Origin of the sequence: Streptomyces antimicrobicus (genome assembly GCF_020532625.1) — a bacterium.
Classification (GTDB): Bacteria; Actinomycetota; Actinomycetes; order Streptomycetales; family Streptomycetaceae; genus Streptomyces; species Streptomyces antimicrobicus.
On the sequence record NZ_JAJAUY010000037.1, the window covers coordinates 1 to 23,122 of the forward strand.

General features: G+C 74.5%; 22 protein-coding genes. 11 read left to right on the plus strand and 11 right to left on the minus strand.

The features are described 5' to 3' along the window. Positions 1-814, plus strand: an 814-nt coding sequence (locus LG632_RS12405) for an AAA family ATPase (RefSeq protein ID WP_226727061.1), incomplete at its 5' end; no start/stop codon positions are given. Here LG632_RS12405 and LG632_RS12410 read toward each other — a convergent pair. Then, on the minus strand, positions 765-3,386 hold the full coding sequence (locus LG632_RS12410; protein WP_226727062.1) for a hypothetical protein: 2,622 nt from the start codon (positions 3,384-3,386) through the stop codon (positions 765-767). The genes LG632_RS12405 and LG632_RS12410 overlap by 50 nt on opposite strands. A 253-nt stretch (positions 3,387-3,639) precedes the next feature. Here LG632_RS12410 and LG632_RS12415 point away from each other — a divergent pair, with 253 nt between their 5' ends. Then, positions 3,640-4,119, plus strand: a complete 480-nt coding sequence (locus LG632_RS12415; RefSeq protein ID WP_226727063.1) for an SRPBCC family protein — start codon at positions 3,640-3,642, stop codon at positions 4,117-4,119. A 149-nt stretch (positions 4,120-4,268) separates the two neighbouring features. Here the strand turns inward: LG632_RS12415 and cds1 are convergent, their stop codons facing one another. Further along, positions 4,269-5,393, minus strand: a complete 1,125-nt coding sequence (gene cds1 / locus LG632_RS12420; RefSeq protein WP_226727064.1) for an L-cysteine desulfhydrase Cds1 — start codon at positions 5,391-5,393, stop codon at positions 4,269-4,271. Positions 5,394-5,582: 189 nt separating this feature from the next. On the opposite strand from cds1, the gene LG632_RS12425 reads away from it, so the two are divergent. Then, the gene (locus tag LG632_RS12425; RefSeq protein WP_226727065.1) at positions 5,583-6,107 is read left to right on the plus strand and encodes an ATP-binding protein; all 525 of its coding nucleotides are present in this window, start codon (positions 5,583-5,585) and stop codon (positions 6,105-6,107) included. A gap of 96 nt (positions 6,108-6,203) precedes the next feature. Here LG632_RS12425 and LG632_RS12430 read toward each other — a convergent pair whose 3' ends face one another. Together LG632_RS12430 and LG632_RS12435 are read right to left on the minus strand one after the other, a co-directional pair. Next, complete coding sequence (locus tag LG632_RS12430) at positions 6,204-7,475, minus strand: ROK family protein (RefSeq protein WP_226727066.1); 1,272 nt, start codon at positions 7,473-7,475, stop codon at positions 6,204-6,206. 157 nt (positions 7,476-7,632) lie between these two features. Further along, positions 7,633-8,394 carry an alpha-ketoglutarate-dependent dioxygenase AlkB family protein gene (locus LG632_RS12435; protein WP_226727067.1) on the minus strand — a complete coding sequence of 254 codons (762 nt, stop codon included), beginning with the start codon at positions 8,392-8,394 and terminating at the stop codon, positions 7,633-7,635. Between the two features lie 48 nt (positions 8,395-8,442). On the opposite strand from LG632_RS12435, the gene LG632_RS12440 reads away from it, so the two are divergent. From LG632_RS12440 to LG632_RS12450, 3 genes are all read left to right on the plus strand, one after another. Beyond that, positions 8,443-9,183 carry a maleylpyruvate isomerase family mycothiol-dependent enzyme gene (locus tag LG632_RS12440; RefSeq protein ID WP_226727102.1) on the plus strand — a complete coding sequence of 247 codons (741 nt, stop codon included), beginning with the start codon at positions 8,443-8,445 and terminating at the stop codon, positions 9,181-9,183. Between the two features lie 117 nt (positions 9,184-9,300). Then, complete coding sequence (locus tag LG632_RS30215; RefSeq protein WP_264201727.1) at positions 9,301-9,645, plus strand: DUF6332 family protein; 345 nt, start codon at positions 9,301-9,303, stop codon at positions 9,643-9,645. Positions 9,646-9,886: 241 nt separating this feature from the next. Continuing rightward, positions 9,887-10,546 carry a DUF11 domain-containing protein gene (locus tag LG632_RS12450; RefSeq protein ID WP_226727068.1) on the plus strand — a complete coding sequence of 220 codons (660 nt, stop codon included), beginning with the start codon at positions 9,887-9,889 and terminating at the stop codon, positions 10,544-10,546. 389 nt (positions 10,547-10,935) lie between these two features. On the opposite strand, the gene LG632_RS12455 is transcribed toward LG632_RS12450, so the two are convergent. Further along, entirely contained in the window at positions 10,936-12,111 is a 1,176-nt protein-coding gene (locus LG632_RS12455; protein WP_226727104.1) for a geranylgeranyl reductase family protein, read from the minus strand. Positions 12,112-12,358: 247 nt separating this feature from the next. Here LG632_RS12455 and LG632_RS12460 point away from each other — a divergent pair, with 247 nt between their 5' ends. Further along, complete coding sequence (locus LG632_RS12460; RefSeq protein ID WP_226727069.1) at positions 12,359-13,723, plus strand: dipeptidase; 1,365 nt, start codon at positions 12,359-12,361, stop codon at positions 13,721-13,723. Between the two features lie 186 nt (positions 13,724-13,909). Then, positions 13,910-14,641, plus strand: coding sequence for an MBL fold metallo-hydrolase (locus tag LG632_RS12465; RefSeq protein ID WP_226727070.1), 732 nt, complete (start codon positions 13,910-13,912; stop codon positions 14,639-14,641). A 37-nt stretch (positions 14,642-14,678) separates the two neighbouring features. Here the strand turns inward: LG632_RS12465 and LG632_RS12470 are convergent, their stop codons facing one another. Continuing rightward, positions 14,679-15,722, minus strand: coding sequence for an NUDIX hydrolase (locus tag LG632_RS12470; protein WP_226727071.1), 1,044 nt, complete (start codon positions 15,720-15,722; stop codon positions 14,679-14,681). A gap of 186 nt (positions 15,723-15,908) precedes the next feature. Here LG632_RS12470 and LG632_RS12475 point away from each other — a divergent pair, with 186 nt between their 5' ends. Both LG632_RS12475 and LG632_RS12480 read left to right on the plus strand, forming a co-directional pair. Then, on the plus strand, positions 15,909-16,895 hold the full coding sequence (locus tag LG632_RS12475; protein ID WP_226727105.1) for a LacI family DNA-binding transcriptional regulator: 987 nt from the start codon (positions 15,909-15,911) through the stop codon (positions 16,893-16,895). Positions 16,896-17,050: 155 nt separating this feature from the next. Then, the gene (locus tag LG632_RS12480) at positions 17,051-17,506 is read left to right on the plus strand and encodes a hypothetical protein (RefSeq protein ID WP_226727072.1); all 456 of its coding nucleotides are present in this window, start codon (positions 17,051-17,053) and stop codon (positions 17,504-17,506) included. An 84-nt stretch (positions 17,507-17,590) separates the two neighbouring features. Here LG632_RS12480 and LG632_RS12485 read toward each other — a convergent pair whose 3' ends face one another. The 5 genes from LG632_RS12485 to LG632_RS12505 form a co-directional block, all read right to left on the minus strand. Then, on the minus strand, positions 17,591-18,889 hold the full coding sequence (locus LG632_RS12485) for a DUF6986 family protein (RefSeq protein ID WP_226727073.1): 1,299 nt from the start codon (positions 18,887-18,889) through the stop codon (positions 17,591-17,593). Positions 18,890-19,060: 171 nt separating this feature from the next. Beyond that, on the minus strand, positions 19,061-20,023 hold the full coding sequence (locus tag LG632_RS12490; protein WP_226727074.1) for an electron transfer flavoprotein subunit alpha/FixB family protein: 963 nt from the start codon (positions 20,021-20,023) through the stop codon (positions 19,061-19,063). 58 nt (positions 20,024-20,081) lie between these two features. Continuing rightward, entirely contained in the window at positions 20,082-20,870 is a 789-nt protein-coding gene (locus LG632_RS12495) for an electron transfer flavoprotein subunit beta/FixA family protein (RefSeq protein ID WP_226727075.1), read from the minus strand. Positions 20,871-21,072: 202 nt separating this feature from the next. After that, positions 21,073-21,606 carry a flavin reductase family protein gene (locus LG632_RS12500; RefSeq protein WP_226727076.1) on the minus strand — a complete coding sequence of 178 codons (534 nt, stop codon included), beginning with the start codon at positions 21,604-21,606 and terminating at the stop codon, positions 21,073-21,075. Between the two features lie 94 nt (positions 21,607-21,700). After that, positions 21,701-22,045 carry a thioredoxin family protein gene (locus LG632_RS12505; protein ID WP_226727106.1) on the minus strand — a complete coding sequence of 115 codons (345 nt, stop codon included), beginning with the start codon at positions 22,043-22,045 and terminating at the stop codon, positions 21,701-21,703. A 277-nt stretch (positions 22,046-22,322) separates the two neighbouring features. Between LG632_RS12505 and LG632_RS12510 the strand changes: the two genes are divergently transcribed. Next, entirely contained in the window at positions 22,323-23,051 is a 729-nt protein-coding gene (locus LG632_RS12510; RefSeq protein ID WP_226727077.1) for a lysophospholipid acyltransferase family protein, read from the plus strand. The last annotated feature ends 71 nt before the right edge of the window (positions 23,052-23,122 follow it).

Genomic DNA, 23,122 nt, shown 5'->3' on the forward strand with positions numbered 1-23,122 from the left:
CGCGGCCGAGGCGCTCGGCCAGCTCGACGCCCTGGTCGGCCTGGACAGCGTCAAGCGGGAGGTGCGGGCGCTGACCGACATGATCGAGGTGGGCCGGCGCCGCCAGGAGGCCGGGCTGAAGGCCGCCTCCGTGCGCCGGCACCTGGTGTTCACCGGCTCCCCCGGCACCGGCAAGACCACGGTCGCCCGGCTCTACGGCGAGATCCTGGCCTCGCTGGGCGTGCTGGAGCAGGGCCATCTGGTGGAGGTGTCCCGGGTGGACCTGGTCGGTGAACACATCGGATCGACGGCGATCCGCACCCAGGAGGCCTTCGAACGGGCCCGTGGCGGCGTGCTGTTCATCGACGAGGCGTACGCGCTGGCGCCGGAGGACTCCGGGCGGGACTTCGGGCGCGAGGCGATCGACACGCTGGTGAAGCTGATGGAGGACCACCGGGACGCGGTGGTGGTCATCGTCGCCGGGTACACGGCGGAGATGGAGCGCTTCCTGACCGTCAACCCGGGTGTGGCGTCCCGCTTCTCCCGGACGATCACCTTCGGCGACTACGGCCCGCAGGAGCTCCTGCGGATCGTGGAGCAGCAGGCGGAGGAGCACGAGTACCGGCTGGGCCCGGGCACCTCCGAGGCCCTGCTGGCGTACTTCACGGAGTTGCCGAAGGGGCCGGCGTTCGGCAACGGCCGCACCGCCCGGCAGACCTTCGAGGCCATGGTCGAGCGGCACGCCGGGCGGGTGGCCCAGCTGACCGAGCCGAGCACGGACGACCTCACCCTGCTGTTCCCGGCGGACCTGCCGGTGCCGGCGGCCCGCCGCTGATCCGCGGCCCGTCGGCGTCCGGGGGCTCGTGACTGCCTGGCGGCCCGTCGCCGACCGGTGGCCGGGCACCGTCCCGCGGCTCACCGGCTGGCGGCCCGTCACCGACCGGTGGGCCGGCGCCGTCCCCCGCCCCGTCACCCAGCGGCGGTCCGGCGCCGTCCCGCGGCCCCGGCACGCCGGTCCCGTCCGGCGCCGCGTCGTCCGGCACCGCGTCGTCCGGCGCCGGCGCCCGGGCAGGGGCAGGGGTCAGTCGCGCCAGCCGGGCCAGCCGGGCCAGCAGCGCGTCGCGTTCGGCGGCGAACACCGGATCGGCCCGGTAGTCGGAGTGGCCGAGGATCGGCGCCGGCAGCGGGTGCCGCTCGGTGCGTCCGTAGGCCAGCGGGTCCAGCAGCGGCCCCCGGTCCACGTCGGCGCCGTCCGCGGTGCCGCCGAGCACGGGTCCGCCGATGGGGTCGGTGGCCCGCCACAGGTTGCGCCAGCAGTCCACCCCGCCGTGCAGGGCGGTGAGCGGCACCGTGCCGAAGTAGGCGGGGAACCACCGCCCGTAGAGCCGGGCCAGCGGCGAGCCGTACGTCAGCAGGGCCACGCGGCGGCGCACCGCCGGGGGCAGCTGCCACACGGCGGCGGCCGCGAGCACGCTGCCCTGCGAGTGCCCGGAGAGGACCAGCCGGCCGCCGGTCCGCCCGGTCCAGGTGGTCATCCGCCAGGTCAGGTCGGGCACGGCCCGTTCGGCGTAGCAGGGCGGCGCGAACGGGTGCGCGGCGCGCGGCCAGAACGTGCCGACGTCCCAGAGGATGCCGACGGTGCGGCGGGCGGAGGCGTCCCGGTAGGCGCGCCGGCCCCAGGTGACGAAGAGCAGGAAGCCGAAGCCGATCAGCCAGGACCCGGCGGCCTCGGCGGCCCGCGCCGCGGCCGCCACCGGCGCGGGGCCGCTCCGCGCGGCCTCGGCGGGCACCTCACCGGTCAGCCAGGCCCCGGCGACCGCGACCGCGCCGAGCAGCAGGGTCGGTCCGCAGACCGCGGCGACGAGCCAGGGGGCGGAGTCGGTGAGCGAGGCGGCCGCCCGGGCCCCGGCGATGCGCCGGCTGCGGGCCCGGTCGTACACGGCGCCGGGGTACTCGTCGGCCACGGTCGCGGCGATCCGGCTCCGCAGCCGGGCCCCGCGCAGGGCGAACGCGCAGGCCAGCACCGCCAGGAGGGCGAGCAGCGGGGGCAGTGCGGCGGCCTGCCAGGACAGCAGCACGGGCGGCCCGGGCAGCGGCGCACCGGCCCGGCCGGGGACGGCGCCGCCGTCGAGCCAGTCGGCGACCCGGCCCGCCACCCCGCCGGTCATCACCCCGCCCAGCGCGCACGCGAGCAGGGCGATCGCGGGCCCGCCGAGACCGCCCAGCGCGGCGCCGGGCGCGGGCGCGCGCCGGTGGAGCCGGGCGGCGACCAGCGCCAGGGCCAGCACGCACAGCCCCTGGCCGACGGTGAGCAGCCCGAAGAACGCGTCCCCGGGCAGCCGCCCGGCCGAGTTCCAGCCGGGCCGCGACCAGCCGGCGTACAGCAGCACGGCGGCCAGCAGGGCGAGCGCGCAGCCGGGCAGCCAGGAGACGGCGGCCCGGTCCGGCCGGTGGTCCGGGCAGGCCTCGCTGCGGCCGCGCCGGACCACGACCCACAGCACGGCCGCGGCGCCGACCGCGAGCAGGGCCTCGACGGCCCAGCCGGCGGCGGCGAGCACCGGCGACCCGGACCCCGCGGCCCCGGCCGGGCCCGCGGCCGCCTGGTCGTGACGCGCCACCGGTACGGCCACGGCGGCAGCCACGGTGAGCAGTCCGGCCGCGGTGTGCGCGGCGCGCAGCCGGGCCACGAGCCGGCGGCCGTACCAGAAGCCGGGCCGGCCGAGCGCGGGCGCGCCGCCGTCGTCGCCGTCCGGGTCGGGGGTGCCCGGCGGCGGGGGCTGGGACTCGTAGGCGCTCCAGGTCCGGTGGGACAGGTACCACAGGAGCAGGGTCAAGGCGGCCGGGAGCAGCGCGCCCAGGGCCAGCCGGCGGCCGGGCGGGGACCACCAGCCGCCCTCGGCGGGGGCGAGGAAGCCCAACCACGAGCGGGAGGCGGCACAGTGCGCGGAGCCCGCGCACTGCCAGGCGATCAGGTCCAGACTCACCTCCCCGGCGGCGGCGACGAGCAGCACGGTCAGGGTGAGCGCGACGACCCGGACCAGGACGCCGTAGGCACGGGCGGTGCGCGGGGAGCCGGGGGCGGCGGGGCGGGCCCAGTGGGCCAGGTTGGCCACCATGAAGGGCAGGAGCAGCAGCCACAGCGCGCGGGTGCCGTTGCCGGAGGTCAGCCTGGACCAGCAGTAGGCCTCGGGCACCGGCCGGTCGCGGTGGCGTTCGGGGTGGGCCTCGGCGTCGGCGTCGGCGGCCCGGCGGAAGACGGCGGCGGTGGCGTCACCGGTGACGCGCACGGTGCGGGGGTCGTCGAGGAGGTCCTCGGGGGAGGCTCCGGCCACCCCGTGGACGTGGAGTTCGAGGGCGAGCGGGGCAACGGCTGAGGGGGACCGGGACGTTGTGGTGCGGTGCGGCACGGCGGGTTCCCTCCCGGGCACGGCGGGGTGTCCAGCATCCCGTGCGCGGGCGGCAGTTGCCCAGTGCCCGGACGGGTGGCCGGGTCGGCTCCGGGCAGGTGCCCGGTCGGCCGGGGCAGGTGTCCGCGCCCGCGTCCAGGTCGGCGTCCGGGCCGACGTCCGGGCCGGCGCAGACATCTGACGGGCCGCCAGCTATCGTGTGCGCGCACGTCCGCCGACCCGCCCGATCCACCTGTGCGAAGGGGTACACCTCATGGCTCGCGCGCTGCGCCCCGTAGGCCTGGACTTCACCGAGACCGCCCCGGTGCGGCTCGTCTTCGAGACGCGCACGACGGCTGCGCCCGAGGCCGTCTACCGGGCGCTGGCCGAGGACGTGCCGGGCTGGTCGCAGTGGTTCGGCGCGGTGGCCCTGGCCCGGCCGACGCGGCGCGGGGACGGCCGCGAGGTACTGCTGCGCGGGGGTGTCCGCTTCGAGGAGACGATCATGGCGGCCGAACCGGAACGGCGGTACGCGTACCGGGTGGACACCACCAACGCCCCGGGCGTGCGGGCCCTGTTGGAGGAGTGGCGGCTGAGCCCGGCGGGCTCGGGCACCCGGGTCCGCTGGACGTTCGCCGCCGACGGCCCGGCGCCGTTCCGCCTGGCGCTCACCGCGGCCCGGCCGGGCCTCGGCCTGTCCTTCCGCTCGGCGGTACGCGCCCTCGACGCGCGCCTGGCGAAGCAGCCGGGCTGACGGCGCGGAGGGGGCGGCCGCCCCGCGACGCGGGGCCTGTGGTGGGCCCCTGACGAGGAGCCTGTGGTGGGCCCTCGACGAGGGGCCTGTGGTGGTGCGCGGACGGCCGGCCCCCCGGACGGGCCGTCCGCGCACGCGGGACCGCCGGGTCAGGCGGTCGGCTCGCGCCAGACCCCGGTGGTCAGCAGGGTCTCGACGGTCTTGGCGTACGGCGCGATGTCCAGGCCCTGCGCCGCCAGCCAGTCGTCGGAGTAGTACTTGTCCAGGTACCGGTCGCCGGGGTCGCACAGCAGGGTGACCACGCTGCCGGTGCGGCCCTCCGCCACCATCTCCGAGACGATCTTCAGCGCGGACCACAGGCCGGTACCGGTCGAGCCGCCCGCCTTGCGGCCGATGGCCTGCTCCAGCGCCCGGCAGGCGGCGACGCTCGCCGCGTCCGGGACCTTCATCATCCGGTCGATCGCGCCCGGCACGAAGCTCGGCTCCATCCGCGGGCGCCCGATGCCCTCGATCCGCGAGCCGCAGTCGCCGGTCACGTCCGGGTCGTGCCGGGTCCACCCGTCGAAGAAGACCGAGTTCTCCGGGTCCGGGACGCAGATCCGGGTGTCGTACTGCATGTAGTGCACGTAGCGGGCGATGGTCGCGGACGTGCCGCCGGTCCCGGCCGTGGCCACGATCCAGGCGGGCTCCGGGAACCGCTCCAGCCGCAGCTGCTCGTACATGGACTCCGCGATGTTGTTGTTGCCGCGCCAGTCCGTGGCCCGCTCGGCGTACGTGAACTGGTCCATGTAGTGGCCGCCGGTGCGCTCGGCGAGCGCGGCCGACTCCTCGTACATCTTCATCGGGTCGTCGACGAAGTGGCACTCGCCGCCGTGGAACTCGATCAGCCGGCACTTCTCGGGGCTGGTGGTGCGCGGCATCACGGCGATGAAGGGGACGCCGATCAGCTTGGCGAAGTACGCCTCCGACACCGCCGTGGAACCGCTGGAGGCCTCGATGACCGGGCGGCCGGGGCGCACCCAGCCGTTGCACAGGGCGTAGAGGAACAGCGAGCGGGCCAGGCGGTGCTTGAGGGAGCCGGTGGGGTGGGTGGACTCGTCCTTGAGGTAGAGGTCGATGCCCCACTCCTCAGGGAGCGGGAACCGCAACAGGTGCGTGTCGGCGGACCGGTTGGCGTCGGCCTGGACCTTGCGGACGGCTTCCTTCAGCCAGTCGCGGTACCCCGCGTCGCTGCGGTCGACGTCCACGGTGACAGCGGTGGTTGTCGTACTCATGTGCGGTGCTCCTCGTTGCGTTCGAACCCCCTCGCATTCCGCAATGTACCCCTCCCACCTGCACAAACAGTCACTTTGGGGATCCATATGGATCCCTTTCGGTTGCGTTGCGGGAGGCCCTGCGTAACCCTGATGGGGTCGTCACTGAGGGTGCAGCACCCGTAACACTCACGTCGGGGAGTCGCAGCCGTGATCAGTCATTCACGCAGGCACTGCGTCGTGGAACTGCAGGCCTTGCCCGCCAGGATCGGCCAGGTCCGGCGCATCGTCGCGGCGCAGTTGCGCTACTGGCAGCTCGATCCGCTCATAGACCGGGCCGCGCTGGGCGTGACGGAACTGCTCAGCAACGTCCATGTCCACGCGCAGCCCGACAAGGCGTGCGTCGTGGAGCTCGAACTGCTGCTCGGCCGGCTCACCGTGTCCGTCCACGACAACGACCCCCGGCTGCCCGAGCTGAAGAGCGCCGACCCGCTGGGGACCTGCGGGCGCGGTCTCGCCCTGGTCGAGGCCGTCAGCGAGGCGTGGGGTGCCCGGCACCGGGCGGACAGCGTCGGCAAGGTCGTCTGGTTCTCCCTGCGCGCCACGCCCGCGGCCACGCCGCCGGGCCGCCCGCTCCGGATCCGGACGACGCCGGTCCGCGAGAACGCGCCGCCGCTGGTGGTGGCCACCGCCGTGGCCCGCCCGGACACGGTCACGGTGACGGTCACGGCGTGACGATCACTGCCGGACGGTCCGGCCCCGCCGGGGAGCTCCTGCCCGGGCCCGTCCGCTCACCGCCCCGCCGGCCCGGTCCGCCCAAGCCGGCCCCCGTCAGCCCGTCGGCCCGGGCGCGGACAGCGCCCCCAGCGCGCCGAGCGGGTCGTCGAGCACCGGCTGCCAGGCCAGCTCCGCCGCGCCGACCAGGCTGTTGTGGTCCAGGGTGCACGGCAGGATCGGTACTCCCCCGCTGCGGCCCCACAGGCTGCGGTCGGCGACCACGGCGCGCAGCCGTTCGGGGTCGGCCTGGAGCAGTTCGCGGTGCAGGCCGCCCAGGATGATCCGGTCCGGGTTGAGGATGTTCACCAGGCCGGCGAGCCCGAGCCCGAGCCGGTCGATCAGCTCCTCGGCCGCCGCGCGGACCGACGGGTCGGCGTACTCGGTGCGCAGCAGGTCCCGGGCCTGGGCGAGCAGCGAGACCTCCGGGCCGGGGTTGCGGCCCGCCGCGGTGAGGAAGGCCAGCGGGTCCGCCTCCACGTCCAGGCAGCCCCGGCTGCCGCAGTGGCAGGGCCGCCCCTCCGGGTTCACGGTGAGGTGGCCGACCTCCAGCGCCAGGCCGGAGCTGCCGCTGTGCAGCCGTCCGTCGAGGACGAGCGCGCCGCCGACGCCGCGGTGGCCGGTGGCCACGCACAGCAGGTGCTGGGCGCTGCGGCCGGCGCCGTGCCGGTGCTCGGCGAGCGCGGCGAGGTTGACGTCGTTGCCGGTCATGGCCGGCCCGTCGATCCCGGCGGCCTTGACGCACTCCGCGAAGACCGCCCGTACCGGCGAGCCGGGCGGCCAGGCCAGGTGCAGCGGGTTGAGGGCCGTGCCCTCCGGCTCCGCGACCGCCGAGGGGACCGCCAGGCCCGCCCCGATGCAGCGCCGGCCGCTGGCCGCCAGCAGTTCCGCGCCCGCCTCGACCACGGCGCCCAGCACCTGGGCGGGGTCGGCGGAGACGGTGACCTGGCCGGGGGCGGTGGCGACGATGCGCCCGCCGAGACCGACGAGCGCGGCCCGGAAGCCGTCGGGGTGGACCTGGGCGGCGAGCGCGACGGGACCGTCCTCGGCCACCGACAGCCGGTGCGAGGGCCGGCCCTGCGTACCACCGGCCCCGCGCGGGCTGGAGTCCACCCGGATCAGGCCGAGCGCCTCCAGCTCGGCGGCGACGGCCCCGGCCGTGGCCCGGGTGACGCCCAGCTCGGCCGTCAGGACCGCCCGCGTGGGCGCCCGGCCGGTGTGCACGAGCTCCAGTGCCGGGCCGAGGGCGCCGCGCCCCCGCTCCAGCTTGGTGCGCGCGGAGGTCGTCGTCCCGTCCCCCACCCGTCGCGGGGCCGCGTTGCCGTTCATGACAGCGATCCTCGCATGATCGGCCGCGGCGGTACGGCCACCCCCTGCCTCGGGGGTACGGCCATCCCTGCCCCCGGCGGGACGGCCACCCCTGACCCCGGTCGGACGGCCACCCCCGGCGGCCCGCCGGCGCCCTCCCGGCGACCCCGCGGCGTGCTCAGCCGAGCCCGCCCACCCGCAGGGTGATGTTGAGCCGGCCGGTCAGCCCGAGCTCGGGTGGAGCGGTGCCGGGCAGGACCTTGGGCACCCCGTGGTAGGCGCGCCGGGAGGGGCCGCCGAAGACGAACAGGTCGCCGCTGCGCAGCTCGACGTCGCGGTACGGGCGCCCGCGGGAGACGGTGTTGCCGAACCGGAACACGCAGCTGTCACCGAGGCTGAGCGACACCACCGGGTCCTCGGCACGCTCCTCGGCGTCGCGGTGCATGCCCATGCGGGCGTCGCCGTCGTAGAAGTTGACGAGGGCGATGTCGTAGGGGATGTCGTAGGGGATGTCGTACGCGAGGTCGTAGGCACGGTCGCCGACGGGGCCGTGAACGGAGCCCTGGACGGGGTTGGGGTCCGGGCCGGGCGGGGCGGCCGGCGCCGGGCCGCCCTCGACCGGCGGCCCGTACGCCGCGGCCACCGCCTCGCGCCCCAGCTCGGCGAGCCAGCCGGGCATCGGCTTCACCGGGGCGCCGTCGCCGTCCACGGCCGTGCGGGCGTAGCCGTACGGGTACCAGTGCAGCCCGAGGCACACCTGCCGCGCGGTCATGGTGCCGCCGCCCGGGGTGCGTACCGTACGCAGCCCGGCGGGCGGACGGGCCCACTCCCGGCAGGCCTCGACCAGCTCCCGCTGGCGCCGCAGGTCGAGCCAGCCGGGCACGTGGACCGCGCCGGGGGCGACCTCGGTCCGCTCGCGCGGGAACAGTTCGTCGTCCATGTGTCCCCAGTGTGCCGCGTCGGCTGCGACACTCGGCTCATGGAGATCTTGGAGATCAGTGAATTCGTCAAGACGCTGGAACGCGAAGGGCAGTTGCTCGCCGACACCGCCGAGCGGGCGGGGCTCGACGCCCATGTGCCGACCTGTCCGGGCTGGCGGGTGACCGACCTGCTGCGGCACACCGGCTCGGTGCACCGCTGGGCGGCCGGCTACCTCCTGGAGGCCGTGATGGAGCGCCTGCCCTTCCCGGACGCCCCGGAACTGGTCGGGTCCGAACTGCTGGCCTGGTTCCGCGAGGGCCACGCCGACCTGGTGCGGGCGCTGCGCGAGGCTCCTGCGGACCTCCAGACCTGGACGTTCCTGCCGACGGCCCCGTCCTCGCCGCTGGCGTTCTGGGCGCGGCGGCAGGCGCACGAGACCACGGTGCACCGGATGGACGCGGAGGCGGCGCTGGGCATCGCCTTCTCACCCGTGGACGCGCGGTTCGCCGAGGACGGGGTGGACGAGCTGCTGACCGGCTTCCACGCCCGCACGCGCAGCCTGGTCCGCACGGAGGAGCCCCGGACGATGCGGATCCGGGCCGCCGACACCGGCGCGGTGTGGACCGTCCACCTGTCGCCGGAGCCGGCGCGCACGGTGGTGGGCGACGAGGGCCCGGCCGACTGCGAGATCGTCGGCACCGCCCAGTGGCTGTACACGGCGCTGTGGAACCGCCGGCCGCTGACCGGCCCCGAGGTCAGCGGCGACACGTCGCTGGCCCGGCTGTGGATCGAGAACGCGGGGATCTGACGCACGCGGGGATCTGACGCACGCGGGATCGTGGGAGCCGCGTCGGGGCTTCCACGATCCCGCTCGCCGAGGGCGAGCGGCGGTGTGACGACGGGTGCGCGCGGGGACACTGCCTGCATGGGGAGCGGGAGCGGGGACAGCCCGGCACGACGGGACAGCGGCCCGGCACCAGGGGGCCGCTCGGCACCAGGAGACGGCCCGGCACGACGGGGCAGGCGGACGCAGGCCGAGCGTGACGCGATCACGATCGAGATCGGCTACGCGTTGTTCAGCGGCATGTTCGCGGCCGCACTGGTGTACGGGGCGGTCGCCGGCCCGGCCCTGCTGTTCGCGCTGCCGCACCGGGTGGAGCAGGCCCTCGTGCTCGGCGGAAGCGTCCTGGCCGCCACGGTCTTCGCCCTCCGCGCCACCCACCTCCTGTGGCGCTTCCTCCGCCGCCCGAGCGACGACGGCGGCCTCTGACCGTTCCTGGCGCACCGCGGCGGCCACGGGCGGGGAACGGGAGCGGGGCTTCGCGTAGCCGGCGGTCCCGCTTGGGCTGGTCGGTGGCGATCGGTTCGGTGAACGAGTGACGGTGTCGCGGGCGCCGTGTCCACGGGATGCGGGTGTCGTTGCGGGGGCAGGCGGTGGCCGGTGGGGCCGGGTTTGTCGTTCCTGGCCGGTGCTGGTGGACCGCGGACCTTCACCGGACAGGAGGCTTTACATGAACACACGGGCGTTGTGGCATCGGATGGCCGGCCTCGCCACGGTCCTGGGACTGAGCGTGGTGGTGCCGTTCGTGACCGGCGTGACACCTGCTCATGCCCAGGCGCAATTGAGGATCACGAAGACGCACGAGGGCGACTTCGCCCGGGGCGAGCAGGGCGTCTATCGCATCACCGTCAGCAACCCCGGCTCGGAAGCCACCCGCCGCATTTTCGTCTCCGACGAGCTTCCGGGAGGTCTGCGCGCTGCCGGCGTGCAGGCCGGAGCCCCGTTCAGTTGCAGCATCGTGGGCAGCATGACCGTACTGACCTGCAGCGCCGACGCCTTGGGCGCCGGTCAGACTGCGACGATCCTCCTGACCGTCAACGTCCCCGAGGATGCTCCCTGCAGCGTCACCAACAGGGTCACGGTGTCCGAGGACGGTACGCTGCCGAACCCCATCCTCCCGGAAACGGACAGCGACGTCACCGCGATCACCGGCGGCGAATGCGGAAACGGAAACGGTGGGGACGGGGACGGCGACGACTCGGGGTCGATCCTGCCGATCACCCTCAACGGCGTCATCCCGATGTTCAACAACATCGCCACGACCACCAACATCGAGAGCCCCAACGCCACCAACCACACGAGCCAGGACTTCGCTCTCACCGCCCCCTGACCGCACTCCCGACCCGGAGCCCGGGCCGCTCACTGCCCCTGTCCGCACGCTGCCGTGGGCGGCCCGAGGGGATCCCCCGGGCCGCCCACGGCGAGCAGTACGGACGCGGCTCCGGGTCGCTCGTTCCGGATCACCTGGCCGCCCGGAGGCAGACAGTGACGCGGTCGAGCCGGGTCACTCCCACGTCGCTGAGCGCCTGACGCAGGCACGGAACACGAGGCCGACGCGGCGTCCGCCCTCGGCCGTTCGACCGCACGGCATACGAGCTGCCTCCCGGACGAAGCCCCCTCCCCGCCGGACGCAAAATCCGGCGACTCCGGGGGACCGCCCGCCCCGGCACGGCACGAGCTCCGCCCCGCACCGCCCCAGGCCCCGAGCCCAGCCCGTTCCTACCCCCGCCCCGCCCCCCGCCGGTCCAGGGTGTGGAGGGCCCTGCGGGCCAGGGGGTGGGTGCGGACGAGGTCACCCAGGGTCGTCGAGCCGCGGGTTATGCGGGCGAACGTGCGCCACGCCGGGCGGAAGCCCGTGAGGATCGCCTGCAGCAGGCCGGGGCGGGACTCGAAGACGGTCAGCATCCGCTTGCCGACCGCCATCTCCACACCGAGGCCGGCCTTCACGGCGAAGGCGTAGTTCAGCGCCTGGCGGCGCGCGTCCACCGCGTCCTGGGCCTCGGCGATCCGTACGGCCCACTCCCCCGCCAGCCGCCCGGACCGCAGCGCGAACGAGATGCCCTCCCGGGTCCACGGCTCCAGCAGCCCGGCCGCGTCCCCGGCGACCAGGACCCGCCCGCGCGAGAGCGGCGAGTCCGGCTTGCGGCAGCGCGTCAGGTGCCCGGAGGAGACCTCCGGCTCGAAACCGGCCAGGCCCAGCCGGGCGATGAAGTCCTCCAGGTAGCGCTTGGTCGCGGCGCCGTCGCCCTTGGCGGAGATGACGCCGACGGTGAGCCTGTCCCCCTTGGGGAAGACCCAGCCGTAACTGCCGGGCAGCGGGCCCCAGTCGATGAGCACCCGGCCCTTCCAGTCCTCGGCGACGGTGTCCGGCACGGGGATCTCCGCCTCCAGGCCGAGGTCCACCTGGTCCATCTCGACGCCCACATGGGCCCCGATCCGGCTCGCGCTGCCGTCAGCGCCGACCACGGCACGCGCCAGGACCACCTCGCCGTCGGCGAGGACGACCGCCACGGTGCGCCGGTCCGGCACCGCCGCGCCGTGCTGCTCGACCCGCGCGACCGCCGTGCCGGTGCGCACGGTGGCCCCGGCCTTCTCCGCGGCGGCGACCAGGGCGGCGTCGAACTCCGGCCGGTCGACGAGCCCGAACAGCATGCCCTTCGACCGCCGGGTCCGGGCGAACTTCCCGTCCAGCGAGAAGGTGACGGCGTGGATCCGGTCCTTCAGCGGCAGCACGAAGCCCGGCGGCAGGGCGTCGCGCGAGGGCCCGATGATGCCGCCGCCGCACGTCTTGTAGCGGGGCAGTTCGGCTTTCTCCAGCAGCAGCACCCGGCGGCCGGCGACCGCCGCCGCGTGCGCGGCCGACGCGCCGGCCGGGCCCGCGCCCACCACGACCACGTCCCAGACCCCGGCCTGCCCGCCGCTCCCCGCGTCCGCCCCGCCCGTCTCCTGTGCGGCCTGTCCGCCCTCGTCGCGTACGTCGTCGCTGCTCACGATGTGCTGCTGCTCCCGTTTCCCCGATCGGCTCCGCTGCCGGGCAAATCCTACGGCCCGCGTCCGCCCGGTCCCGCTGTGCGAGGATCGGACTGTCGTCCGCCGTACCCGGCTCACGTAGAACAACGTCGCACCCATGAGGAGCGTGCCCATGTCGTCGCACCCGATCGCCGAGACCGTCGCCTCGCTGATGCCCCGCGCCCAGCAGGAGCTCGCCGAGCTGGTGGCCTTCCAGTCGGTGGCGGACTGGGCCCAGTTCCCGCGCAGCGAGAGCGAGAAGGCGGCGAACTGGGTGGCCGGCGCGCTGCGCGCCGAGGGCTTCCAGGACGTGGCGCTGCTCGACACCCCTGACGGCACGCAGTCCGTGTACGGCTACCTGCCGGGCCCCGAGGGCGCGCCGACGGTGCTGCTGTACGCCCACTACGACGTCCAGCCGCCGCTGGACGAGGCGGCCTGGGTGTCGCCCCCGTTCGAGCTGACCGAGCGCGACGGCCGCTGGTACGGGCGCGGCGCCGCCGACTGCAAGGGCGGGTTCATCATGCACCTGCTGGCGCTGCGCGCGCTGAAGGCGAACGGCGGGGTGCCGGTCGGCGTCAAGGTGATCGTCGAGGGGTCCGAGGAGCAGGGCACGGGCGGTCTCCAGCAGTACGCCGAGGCGCACCCGGAGCTGCTGACCGCCGACGCCATCGTCATCGGCGACGCGGGCAACTTCCGCACGGGCCTGCCGACGGTGACCGCGACCCTGCGCGGCATGACGTTGATGAAGATCCGGATCGACACGCTGGCGGGCAACCTGCACTCGGGCATGTTCGGCGGGGCCGCTCCCGACGCGCTGGCCGCGCTGATCAAGGTGCTGGACTCGCTGCGCGCGGCGGACGGTTCGACCACCGTGGACGGCCTCGCGCAGGACGGCGTCTGGGAGGGGCTGCAGTACCCGGAGGAGGACTTCCGGGCGGACGCGAAGGTGCTGGAGGGCGTCGAGCTGATCGGCGGCGGCACGGTGGCGGACCGGCTGTGGGCGCGTCCGGCGGTGACGGTCCTGGGCATCGACTGCCCGCCCGTGATCGGCGCCACCCCGTCGGTGCACGCCAGCGCGGGCGCGCTGGTCAGCCTGCGCATCCCGCCGGGCGTCGACACCCAGGAGGCCATCAAGCTGCTGGAGGCGCACCTGCGGGCGCACACGCCGTGGAAGGCGCGGCTGGAGCTGGAGGTCGTCGGGCAGGGTCAGCCTTTCCAGGCGGACACCAGCAGCCCGGCGTACGCCTCGATGGCGGCGGCGATGGAGGTCGGTTACCCCGGCCAGGAGATGCAGATCAGCGGCATGGGCGGATCGATTCCGCTGTGCAACGCGCTGACCTCCCTCTACCCGGACGCGGAGATGCTGCTGATCGGGCTGAGCGAGCCGGAGGCGCAGATCCACGCGGTGAACGAGAGCGTCTCCCCGGAGGAGCTGGAGCGCCTGTCGGTCGTGGAGGCCCTGTTCCTCGTCAACTACGCCCGCTCGAAGCAGAGCTGACGCCGACTCGGCACGCGGGCGCACCGGCACGGGTGCCTGCGGGCACGGGGGCACGGGGGCACCGGGCACCGCGGGCACGTGGCCGGCCTGCCCGCCCGTACGCCCAGGGCGCACTGCGCTCTGGGCGTACTCCGCTCAGGGTGAAGCGCGGCCGTCTCGGAGTCCCGGGCGTCCTACGGTCGCCCCATGGATCTCGTAGAAGTCGTCCCCGACCGGCTGCACATGCTCCGCTTCCCCATCGGCCAGGCGTACCTCTGGCGCGACGGCGGGGCCCTGACCCTGATCGACGCCGGCCCTGCCGGCTCCGCGGACCTGATCGAGGGGGCGATACGGTCCCTCGGGCTCGACCCCGCCCGGCTGGAGCGGATCGTGCTGACCCACTGCCACCGCGACCATGTGGGCGCGGCCGGTGAACTGGCGGACCGGTGGGGCGCGCAGGTGCTCGCGCACCGCCTCGACGCGCCGGTGGTGCGCGGCGAGCGGCCGGTGCCCGAGCCGGTCCTGCTGGACTGGGAGCTGCCGCTGTACGCGCACGGGCTCACCGTCCCCGAGGCGCCGCCGGTCCCGGTGCACCGCGAGCTGGAGGACGGCGACCGGCTGGAGTTCGGCGGCGGCGCGTACGTCGTCCACGCCCCCGGTCACACCGACGGCAGCATCGGCGTCCACCTGCCGCGGCACGGCGTGCTGTTCACGGGCGACTGCGTCGCGGCGGTCGGGCCGGTGATGCTGGGCGTCTTCAACGTCGACCGGGCCCGGGCGCTCGCCTCGTTCCGGCGGCTGGCCGCGCTGGAGCCGGTCGTGGCCTGTTTCGGTCACGGCGATCCCCTGGTGCACGGCACGGCGGCGGCCCTGCACGCGGCCGTGGCCGCCACCCCCGCGGAACCCACCACCCGAAAGGAGCGGGGCGCCCGCCCGTAGCCCGGCGCCGCAAGCAGCCCCGCCCCGCCTACGGCGCTCAGCCGACCGGGGTGCCCGCCTCCAGGTTGAGGACCGTGGCGCGTTCGCGGGCGCGCAGGGCCCAGCGCAGGCGCGCGTAGCGGTTCGGCGGGAGGAGGTCGGCGGCCTCCGGCTCGCTGGCGAACCGCCAGGCCCGCAGCTCCGGGCCGGGCAGCCGCAGGCCGGCGCGGGCCGCCGGGGAGAGCCGGCCGCCGTCGAACAGCAGCCGCAGGCCGCCGAAGCCGGGCGGGCACGGCGGCTCCCAGTCCACCAGCAGCAGCCGGGGCACCCGGTCGAGGGTGACGCCCAGTTCCTCGGCGACCTCCCGCATCCCGGCCTGCGCGGGGGCCTCGCCGGACTCGACCACGCCGCCGGGGAACTCCCAGCCGGGCTTGTAGGTGGGGTCCACCAGCAGGACGCGGTCCTCCTCGTCGAACAGGAGCACTCCGGCGGCGACGGTCTCCCGGGTGGGTTCGGGAGTCTGGACGATGTCGCAGACGGCGGCGGCGTCGGTGCGGACCGCCTCCGCGATCCGTTCGGCGGTCTGCCGGGGCGTCAGGTGGCCGTTGTCCACCACCAGGGCGTCCCGGCCGAGCCAGCCGGCGAGCGCGGCGGCGTAGGCGGGGATGTGGTCGTACGCCCAGGCGCGGACCCGGACCTCGTTCTCGGCCTCGGTCAGGCCGGGCTCGACGCGCTGCGCTATGCGCTCCCGCAGGATCGTTTCACCCGGGTCCAGCACGATGTGCCGGACGGGGATCCGGCGGGCGGCGAGCGCGCCGAAGATCTCGTCCCGGTACTCCTGCCGCAGCAGCGTCATCGGCACGACCAGGGTGCCGCCCAGCTCGGCCAGGAGCGCCGCGGCCGTGTCCACCACCAGCCGGCGCCAGCTGGGCAGGTCCTGGTAGTCGGTCACGCCGGCGAGCCGGTCGCGCGGCAGCAGCCGGCGCAGCGCGCCGCCGACGAGCTCAGGGTCGTACAGGGTGCTCTCCGGCAGGAGTCCGGTCAGCTCGCGGGCCGTGCTGGTCTTCCCGGCGCTGAACGTGCCGTTGATCCAGACAATCACGATGATCCTTCTCCCCATGCCTCGTCCGAAGCCCCCTGTGGCCTGCCCGCCCCACCCTGTCACGGAAACCCGCTTATCGGCCGAGGTGCTTATGCTCGGCTCGTCAAGGTCGTCAGCACCGGAGGTCCACGTACCGTGCCGCACTCCCGCCGCCCGTCCGAGCCCCGCTACGGCCGGCGGCCGACGATGAAGGACGTGGCAGCCCGCGCGGGGGTCGGTCTGAAGACGGTCTCCCGGGTCGTCAACGGCGAGCCCGGCGTCACCCCCGAGACCGAGCGGCGGGTCCAGGAGGCCATCGACGCGCTGGGCTTCCGGCGCAACGACAGCGCCAGGGTGCTGCGCAAGGGCCGCACGGCGAGCATCGGCCTGGTCCTGGAGGACCTCGCGGACCCGTTCTACGGGCCGCTGAGCCGGGCCGTGGAGGAGGTGGCGCGGGCCCACGGCGCGCTGCTCATCAACGGTTCCAGCGCCGAGGACCCGGAGCGGGAGCGGGAGTTGGTGCTGGCCCTGTGCGCGCGCCGGGTGGACGGGCTGATCGTGATCCCCGCCGGGGACGACCACCGCTACCTGGAGCCGGAGATCGGCGCCGGGATGGCGGCGGTGTTCGTGGACCGGCCGGCGGGCCGGATCGACGCGGACGTGGTGCTCTCGGACAGCTACGGCGGGGCCCGCGCCGGTGTGGCCCATCTGATCGCCTACGGCCACCGCCGGATCGGGTTCGTGGGGGACCATCCGCGCATCCACACGGCCACCGAACGGCTGCGCGGCTACCGCGCCGCCATGGCGGAGGCCGGTCTTCCGGTGGCCGATTCGTGGGTCTCCCTCGGCTCCACGGATCCGGAGCGGGTCACCGGGGCGGCCACGGCCATGCTGTCCGGGCCGGAGCCGGTCACGGCCCTCTTCGCGGGCAACAACCGGGTGACGGTGACCGCCGTCCGGGTCCTGGCGGGCCTGCCCCGGCCGGTCGCCCTGGTCGGCTTCGACGACTTCGAGCTGGCCGACCTCCTGCGCCCGGGGGTCACCGTGGTCGCCCAGGACGCGGCCGCCCTCGGCCGGGTGGCCGCGGACCGGCTCTTCCACCGCCTCACGGGCGCCACCCCGCGCCCGGCCCGCACCGAGCTGCCGACCCGCCTGATCCCCCGCGGCTCGGGCGAGATCCCCCCGGGAGCCTGACCGGCCGGGAGGGGCGGCGGCCGGGCCGGGGGTCTGCCCCGACGGGCCGGCCGGCCTCACCGGGCGTAGCCTGAAAGGGGGTTTTCCGGGGGCGGGCTCATCGGCGGACGTTGCACGTACCAGGCGTTCCAGGCGTTCCAGGGATGGAGTGAGCCATGTCCGTACTCGCCCGGCGCCGCGCCGTCACGGCGCTCGCCTCGGCTCTCGTCCTCGCGACCGGCATCCTGACGGGGCCCGCGGCCCAGGCCGCGCAGTCCGCCCCGGCGGCACAGTGCCGGACCACCAACGGCTTCCCGCCCAAGGGCGGGACCAACACCGGAGGGACGCCGCCCCGGTACAAGTTCAGCAACAGTCCGTACATCGGTGCGATCTACGACTCGTGCGACAACGTGATCAAGCTGTACTTCGGCGGGTACTCCGCCAACCTCACCCACTACATCGTCCGGATGCAGTGGGACACCACCGACTGGCAGGACATCCGCATGGCGCCGGGTCCGCGGCGGATGTGGACCGTGGAAGCACCCGGCCGGGACTACAACTTCCTGGTCCAGGCGTGCAACGGCAGTGCCTGCACGCGGTTCTCGCCGCAGCTCTACGTCAACGCCCGCTGACACGGCGACAACGCCCGCTGACACGGCGACGGCCGGACGCCGGAGGGGAAGTCCTCCGGTGTCCGGCCGTGCTGCCGGGCGGGGTCAGGCGTTGGCGGTCAGGGTGGCCGAGCGGCGCGGGATCGCGAAGGCGTCCAGCTCGGCGCGGGTCAGCCCGGTCAGGGCGGTGACCTCGTCGGCGCCGACGGCGCCGCAGTCCAGGCCGCGGACCAGGTAGCCGGCCAGGGCCTTGGCGGTGGCCGGCTCGTCCATGACGTCGCCCTCGATCTTGGCGACGTACGCCTTCAGCCGCGCGGCGGCGGCCTCCAGGCCCTCGCGGTAGAAGGTGAAGACGGCGGCGTAGCGGGTGGGGAGGTGGCCCGGGTGCATGTCCCAGCCCTGGTAGTAGGCGCGGGCCAGGGCGCGGCGGGTCAGGCCGTAGTGCAGCCTCCAGGCCTCGTGGACCTTCTCGGTGGTGCCGACGGGCAGCACGTTGGTCGAGCCGTCGGAGACGCGTACGCCGGTGCCGGCGGCGGCGACCTGCATGATCGCCTTGGCGTGGTCGGCGGCCGGGTGGTCGCTGGCCTGGTAGGCGGCGGAGACGCCGACGCAGGCGCTGTAGTCGAAGGTGCCGTAGTGCAGGCCGGTGGCGCGGCCCTGCGCGGCGTCGATCATCCGGGCCACGGTCGCCGTGCCGTCGGAGGCGAGGATGGACTGGCTGGTCTCGATCTGGATCTCGAAGCCGAGCCGGCCCGGGCGCAGGCCGCGGGTGGTCTCGAAGGCCTCCAGCAGCCGGACGAAGGCGGACACCTGCTCGGCGTACGTCACCTTCGGCAGGGTGAGGACGAGGCCCTCGGGGAGGCCGCCGTGGGCGAGCAGCCCGGAGAGGAAGATGTCGGTGGTGCGCAGGCCGCGGTCGCGGACGTTGGCCTCCATGCACTTCATCCGGATGCCCATGTAGGGGGCGTTGGTGCCGTTGGAGAAGGCCTCGGAGACGAGCCGGGCTGCGCGGGCGGCGGCCTGGTCCTCCTCCTCGTCGGAGCGGACCCCGAAGCCGTCCTCGAAGTCGACGCGCAGGTCCTCGACGGGCTCGGTGGCCAGCTTGGCGCGCACGCGCTCGTAGACGGTGCCGGCGAGCTCGTCGGAGATGCCGAGGACCTTGCCGAAGGTGGCGGCGTCCGGGGCGTGCTCGTCGAGGGCGGCCAGTGCCTGGTCGCCCCAGGAGCGGATGGTGTCGGCGGCGAAGACGTCACCGGGGACGTAGACGGTGTGGATCGGCTGGCGCGTGCCGGGGTCGCCCGGGTAGCGGCGGGCGAGCTCCGCGTCCACCGGCTTCAGGGAAGCGCTGATCTCCTCGCTGACCGCGCCCGCGAGGCTCGTCGCGACCTTCTCCTGCTGACCCATCCTGCACTCTCCTATTTTCCGCTTCACGGAAGCATTGATCCGCATAGCAGAATTTAGTCAGGGCCTTCTCCTCAGTCAATGGTTGCAGCAAACGGCCCGGGGCCGCGTGGTGAGTGTCACCACGCGGCCCCGGGCCGGTGCATCGACGCAGGTCAGGCGAGTCGCCGGGGATCAGCCCTGGCGGGCCTTGATCTCCTGGGTCAGCTGCGGGACGACCTGGAAGAGGTCGCCGACCACGCCGTAGTCGACCAGGTCGAAGATCGGGGCCTCGGCGTCCTTGTTGATGGCCACGATGGTCTTCGAGGTCTGCATGCCGGCGCGGTGCTGGATCGCGCCGGAGATGCCGGTGGCGATGTACAGCTGCGGGGAGACCGACTTGCCGGTCTGGCCGACCTGGTTGGTGTGCGGGTACCAGCCGGCGTCGACGGCGGCGCGGGAGGCGCCGACGGCGGCACCGAGGGAGTCCGCGAGCTCCTCGACGATGTGGAAGTTCTCGGCACCGTTGACGCCGCGGCCGCCGGAGACCACGATCGCGGCCTCGGTCAGCTCGGGGCGGCCGGTCGACTCGCGCGGGGTGCGGGAGACGACCTTGGTGCCGGTGGCGAGGGCGCCGAAGGTGACGGCGAGGGCCTCGACGGCACCCGCGGTCGGGGCGGCCTCGACCGGGGCCGAGTTGGGCTTGACGGTGATGACCGGGGTGCCCTTGGACACGCGGGACTTGGTGGTGAAGGACGCGGCGAACGCGGACTGCGTCGCGACCGGGCCCTCCTCACCCGCCTCCAGGTCCACGGCGTCGGTGATGATGCCGGAGCCGATGCGGACGGCGAGGCGCGCGGCGATCTCCTTGCCCTCGGCGGAGGACGGGACGAGCACGGCGGCCGGGGAGACCGCGTCGTACGCGGCCTGCAGCGCGTCCACCTTCGGGACGACGAGGTACTCGGCGAACTCGGGGGCGTCGGCGGTGAGGACCTTGACCGCACCGTGCTCGGCGAGCACGGCGGCGGTGTCGGCGGCACCGGCGCCCAGGGCGACGGCGACGGGCTCGCCGATGCGGCGGGCCAGCGTCAGCAGCTCGAGGGTGGGCTTGCGGACGGCGCCGTCCACGTGGTCGACGTAGACGAGAACTTCAGCCATGGGACTGCTCTCCTGCTGTTACGAAGTGTGAGGGGGCGGTTGAGGTGACCGAAGTTCCTCAGATGAACTTCTGGCCGGCCAGGAACTCGGCCAGCTGCTTGCCGCCCTCGCCCTCGTCCTTGACGATCGTGCCGGCGGTGCGGGCCGGACGCTTGGCGGCGGAGTCCACCGCGGTCCAGGCACCCTCCAGGCCGACCTCCTCGGCCTCGATGTCGAGGTCGGAGAGGTCCCAGGACTCCACCGGCTTCTTCTTGGCGGCCATGATGCCCTTGAAGGAGGGGTAGCGGGCCTCGCCGGACTGGTCGGTCACGGAGACGACCGCCGGGAGGGAGGCCTCGAGCTGCTCGCTGGCGGCGTCGCCGTCGCGGCGGCCGGTGACCTTGCCGTCCTCGACGGCGACCTCGGAGAGCAGGGTGACCTGCGGGACGCCCAGGCGCTCGGCCAGGATCGCCGGGAGCACGCCCATGGTGCCGTCGGTGGACGCCATGCCGGTGACGACCAGGTCGTAGCCGGCCTTCTCGATCGCCTTGGCCAGCACCAGCGAGGTGCCCATGACGTCGGTGCCGTGCAGGTCGTCGTCCTCGACGTGGACGGCCTTGTCGGCGCCCATCGACAGCGCCTTGCGCAGCGCGTCCTTGGCGTCCTCGGGGCCGACGGTGAGGACGGTGATCTCCACGTCGTCGTCCGAGTTCTCGGAGATCTGGAGCGCCTGCTCGACGGCGTACTCGTCGAGCTCCGACAGCAGGCCGTCGACGTCCTCGCGGTCGACGGTCAGGTCATCGGCGAACTGCCGGTCGCCGGTGGCGTCGGGCACGTACTTCACACAGACAACGATCCTCAAGCTCACGCCGGCTCTCCTACTGCATCGTCTTTTTCCGGTGCTGCCTTATGGAGGCAGCATAGGCGCCTTACTGGGCGGTTCCCGATCGGGGCGGCCCGCGCTCAGAACCAAATGTTACTCGTCAGTACAGCGTGCGCCCCACCCCCAGGCAAGGCCGGTCGACTGTGACCTTGCCAACGCCGCCCGAACCCGCCCCAGCAGGGACGATTCAGTCGCGCAGCGCGTTGAAGCGACCCTGGTGGTACAGCAGGGGCCGGCCGTCCGCCCGGACGTCCCCGGTCGAGTGGCCCGCCACCGCCTCCGCGATGACCACCCGGTGCTCCCCCGCGGGCACCCGCGCCACCACCCGGCACACCAGCCAGGCCAGCACCCCGTCCAGGACGGGCACCCCTTCGGGGCCCGGCCGCCACCGGGTGCCGGCGCCGAAGCGGTCCGCGCCGCTGCGCGCGAACAGCCCCGCCAGCTCCCGCTGCTGCTCGGCGAGTATGTGGACCCCGACGTGCTCGGAACCCGCGATGGCCGGCCAGCTGGAGGAACCGGTGCCGATGGAGAAGGAGAGCAACGGAGGATCGGCGGAGACCGAGTTGAGGGAGGTGGCGGTGAAACCGACCGGACGCCCGGCGTCCACGGCCGTGATCACCGCGACCCCGGCCGCGTGCTGCCGGAAGACGGAGCGCAGCAGCTCGGGAGATCCGGCCAGGGCAGGGGCCGGGGACACCGAGTGAGCCGTGGGGGCCGTCATGAGGAGCTGATTTCCTTCCGGTGCGATTTCCGCTGGCCAGACTGTCGATCGGTGCGCCGCGCAGTCAAGCGCGTACGGACAGATGTCAGGCGTGTCACGCCGGGTGCCACGGTCGTACCGCCGCGCCCAGCGCCCCGATGACGTCCGCCTTGCGGGGCAGGCCGGCCGCCCTGCGCACGACGGTGCCGGCCGCGTCCAGCACGAGGACGGTCGGGGTCCTCTCGATGCCGAGGGAGCGGACCAGGGCGAGGTGCTGCTCGGCGTCGATCTCGATGTGCGCGACGCCACCGACCATGGCGCTGACCTCGGCGAGGATCCGGCGGGTGGCCCGACAAGGCTGGCAGAAGGCGCTGGAGAACTGGACGAGGGTGGCCCGTCCGCCCAGCGGAGCGCCCAGCTCCGCCGCGCTCAGCCGCACCGGCTCCCGCCCCGGCCGCACCGGCTCCTGGCCGGGCTCCCGGCCCGGCCCCCGTCCCGTCTCCGCCTGCCCCGGCACCTGCACTCCTGTCCACCGCGTCCGCAAACTCGTACGATGATCCGAGCGCCCGTCCGGTGCGCGGCATTCCCGGGGTGACAAGAATCTCCCCGGGGACGGGCTCGGCCAACTGGCCAGCGGCCTGCCGTTTGGGGCACGATCCACCTGGCCACGTTACCTACGTTGGCGTAACTTCCGGCCGGGAGCACCTCCCAAGGCAGAAAGCGGGGCCTCCCCCTCGATGGCTGAACTCGTCTACCCCCCCGTCATCGGCGCGGCGCACACGCTCTTCCGGGCGCTGGACATCCGCATCGACATGAAGGGCACCGAGAACGTGCCACGCGCGGGCGGGGCCGTGCTGGTCTCCAACCACATCGGCTACCTCGACTTCATCTTCGCCGGACTGGCCGCGCGGCCGTCCAAGCGCCTGGTGCGCTTCATGGCCAAGGAGTCGGTCTTCCGGCACAAGGTGTCCGGCCCGCTGATGCGCGCGATGAAGCACATCCCGGTGGACCGCAAGCAGGGCGAGGCGGCGTACCAGCAGGCGCTGACCGCGCTGCGCAGCGGGGAGATCATCGGGGTCTTCCCCGAGGCGACGATCTCGCAGTCGTTCACCCTGAAGAGCTTCAAGTCGGGTGCCGCCCGCATGGCGCAGGAGGCGGGCGTTCCGCTGATCCCCGTGGCGCTGTGGGGCACGCAGCGGCTGTGGACCAAGGGCCGGCCCAAGGACCTGCGGCGCAGCCACATCCCGGTGACGATGCGGGTGGGCGAGCCGATCGAGGCGCCGGTCGACCAGTACGCCGGCGCGATCACGCGGCGGCTGCGCGAGCGCGTGCAGGAGCTGCTGGAGGCCGCGCAGAAGGCGTACCCGGCCAAGCCCAAGGGTCCGCACGACTCCTGGTGGCTGCCGGCCCACCTCGGCGGGACGGCGCCGACCGCGGCGCAGGTGCGCGAGTCCGGCGCGTCCTGAGCCCGGCGTCCGCGGCCCCCGCGGCAGTGCGTGTCGTCACCGCGGCAGCGCGGGGTCACCGCGGCAGTGCG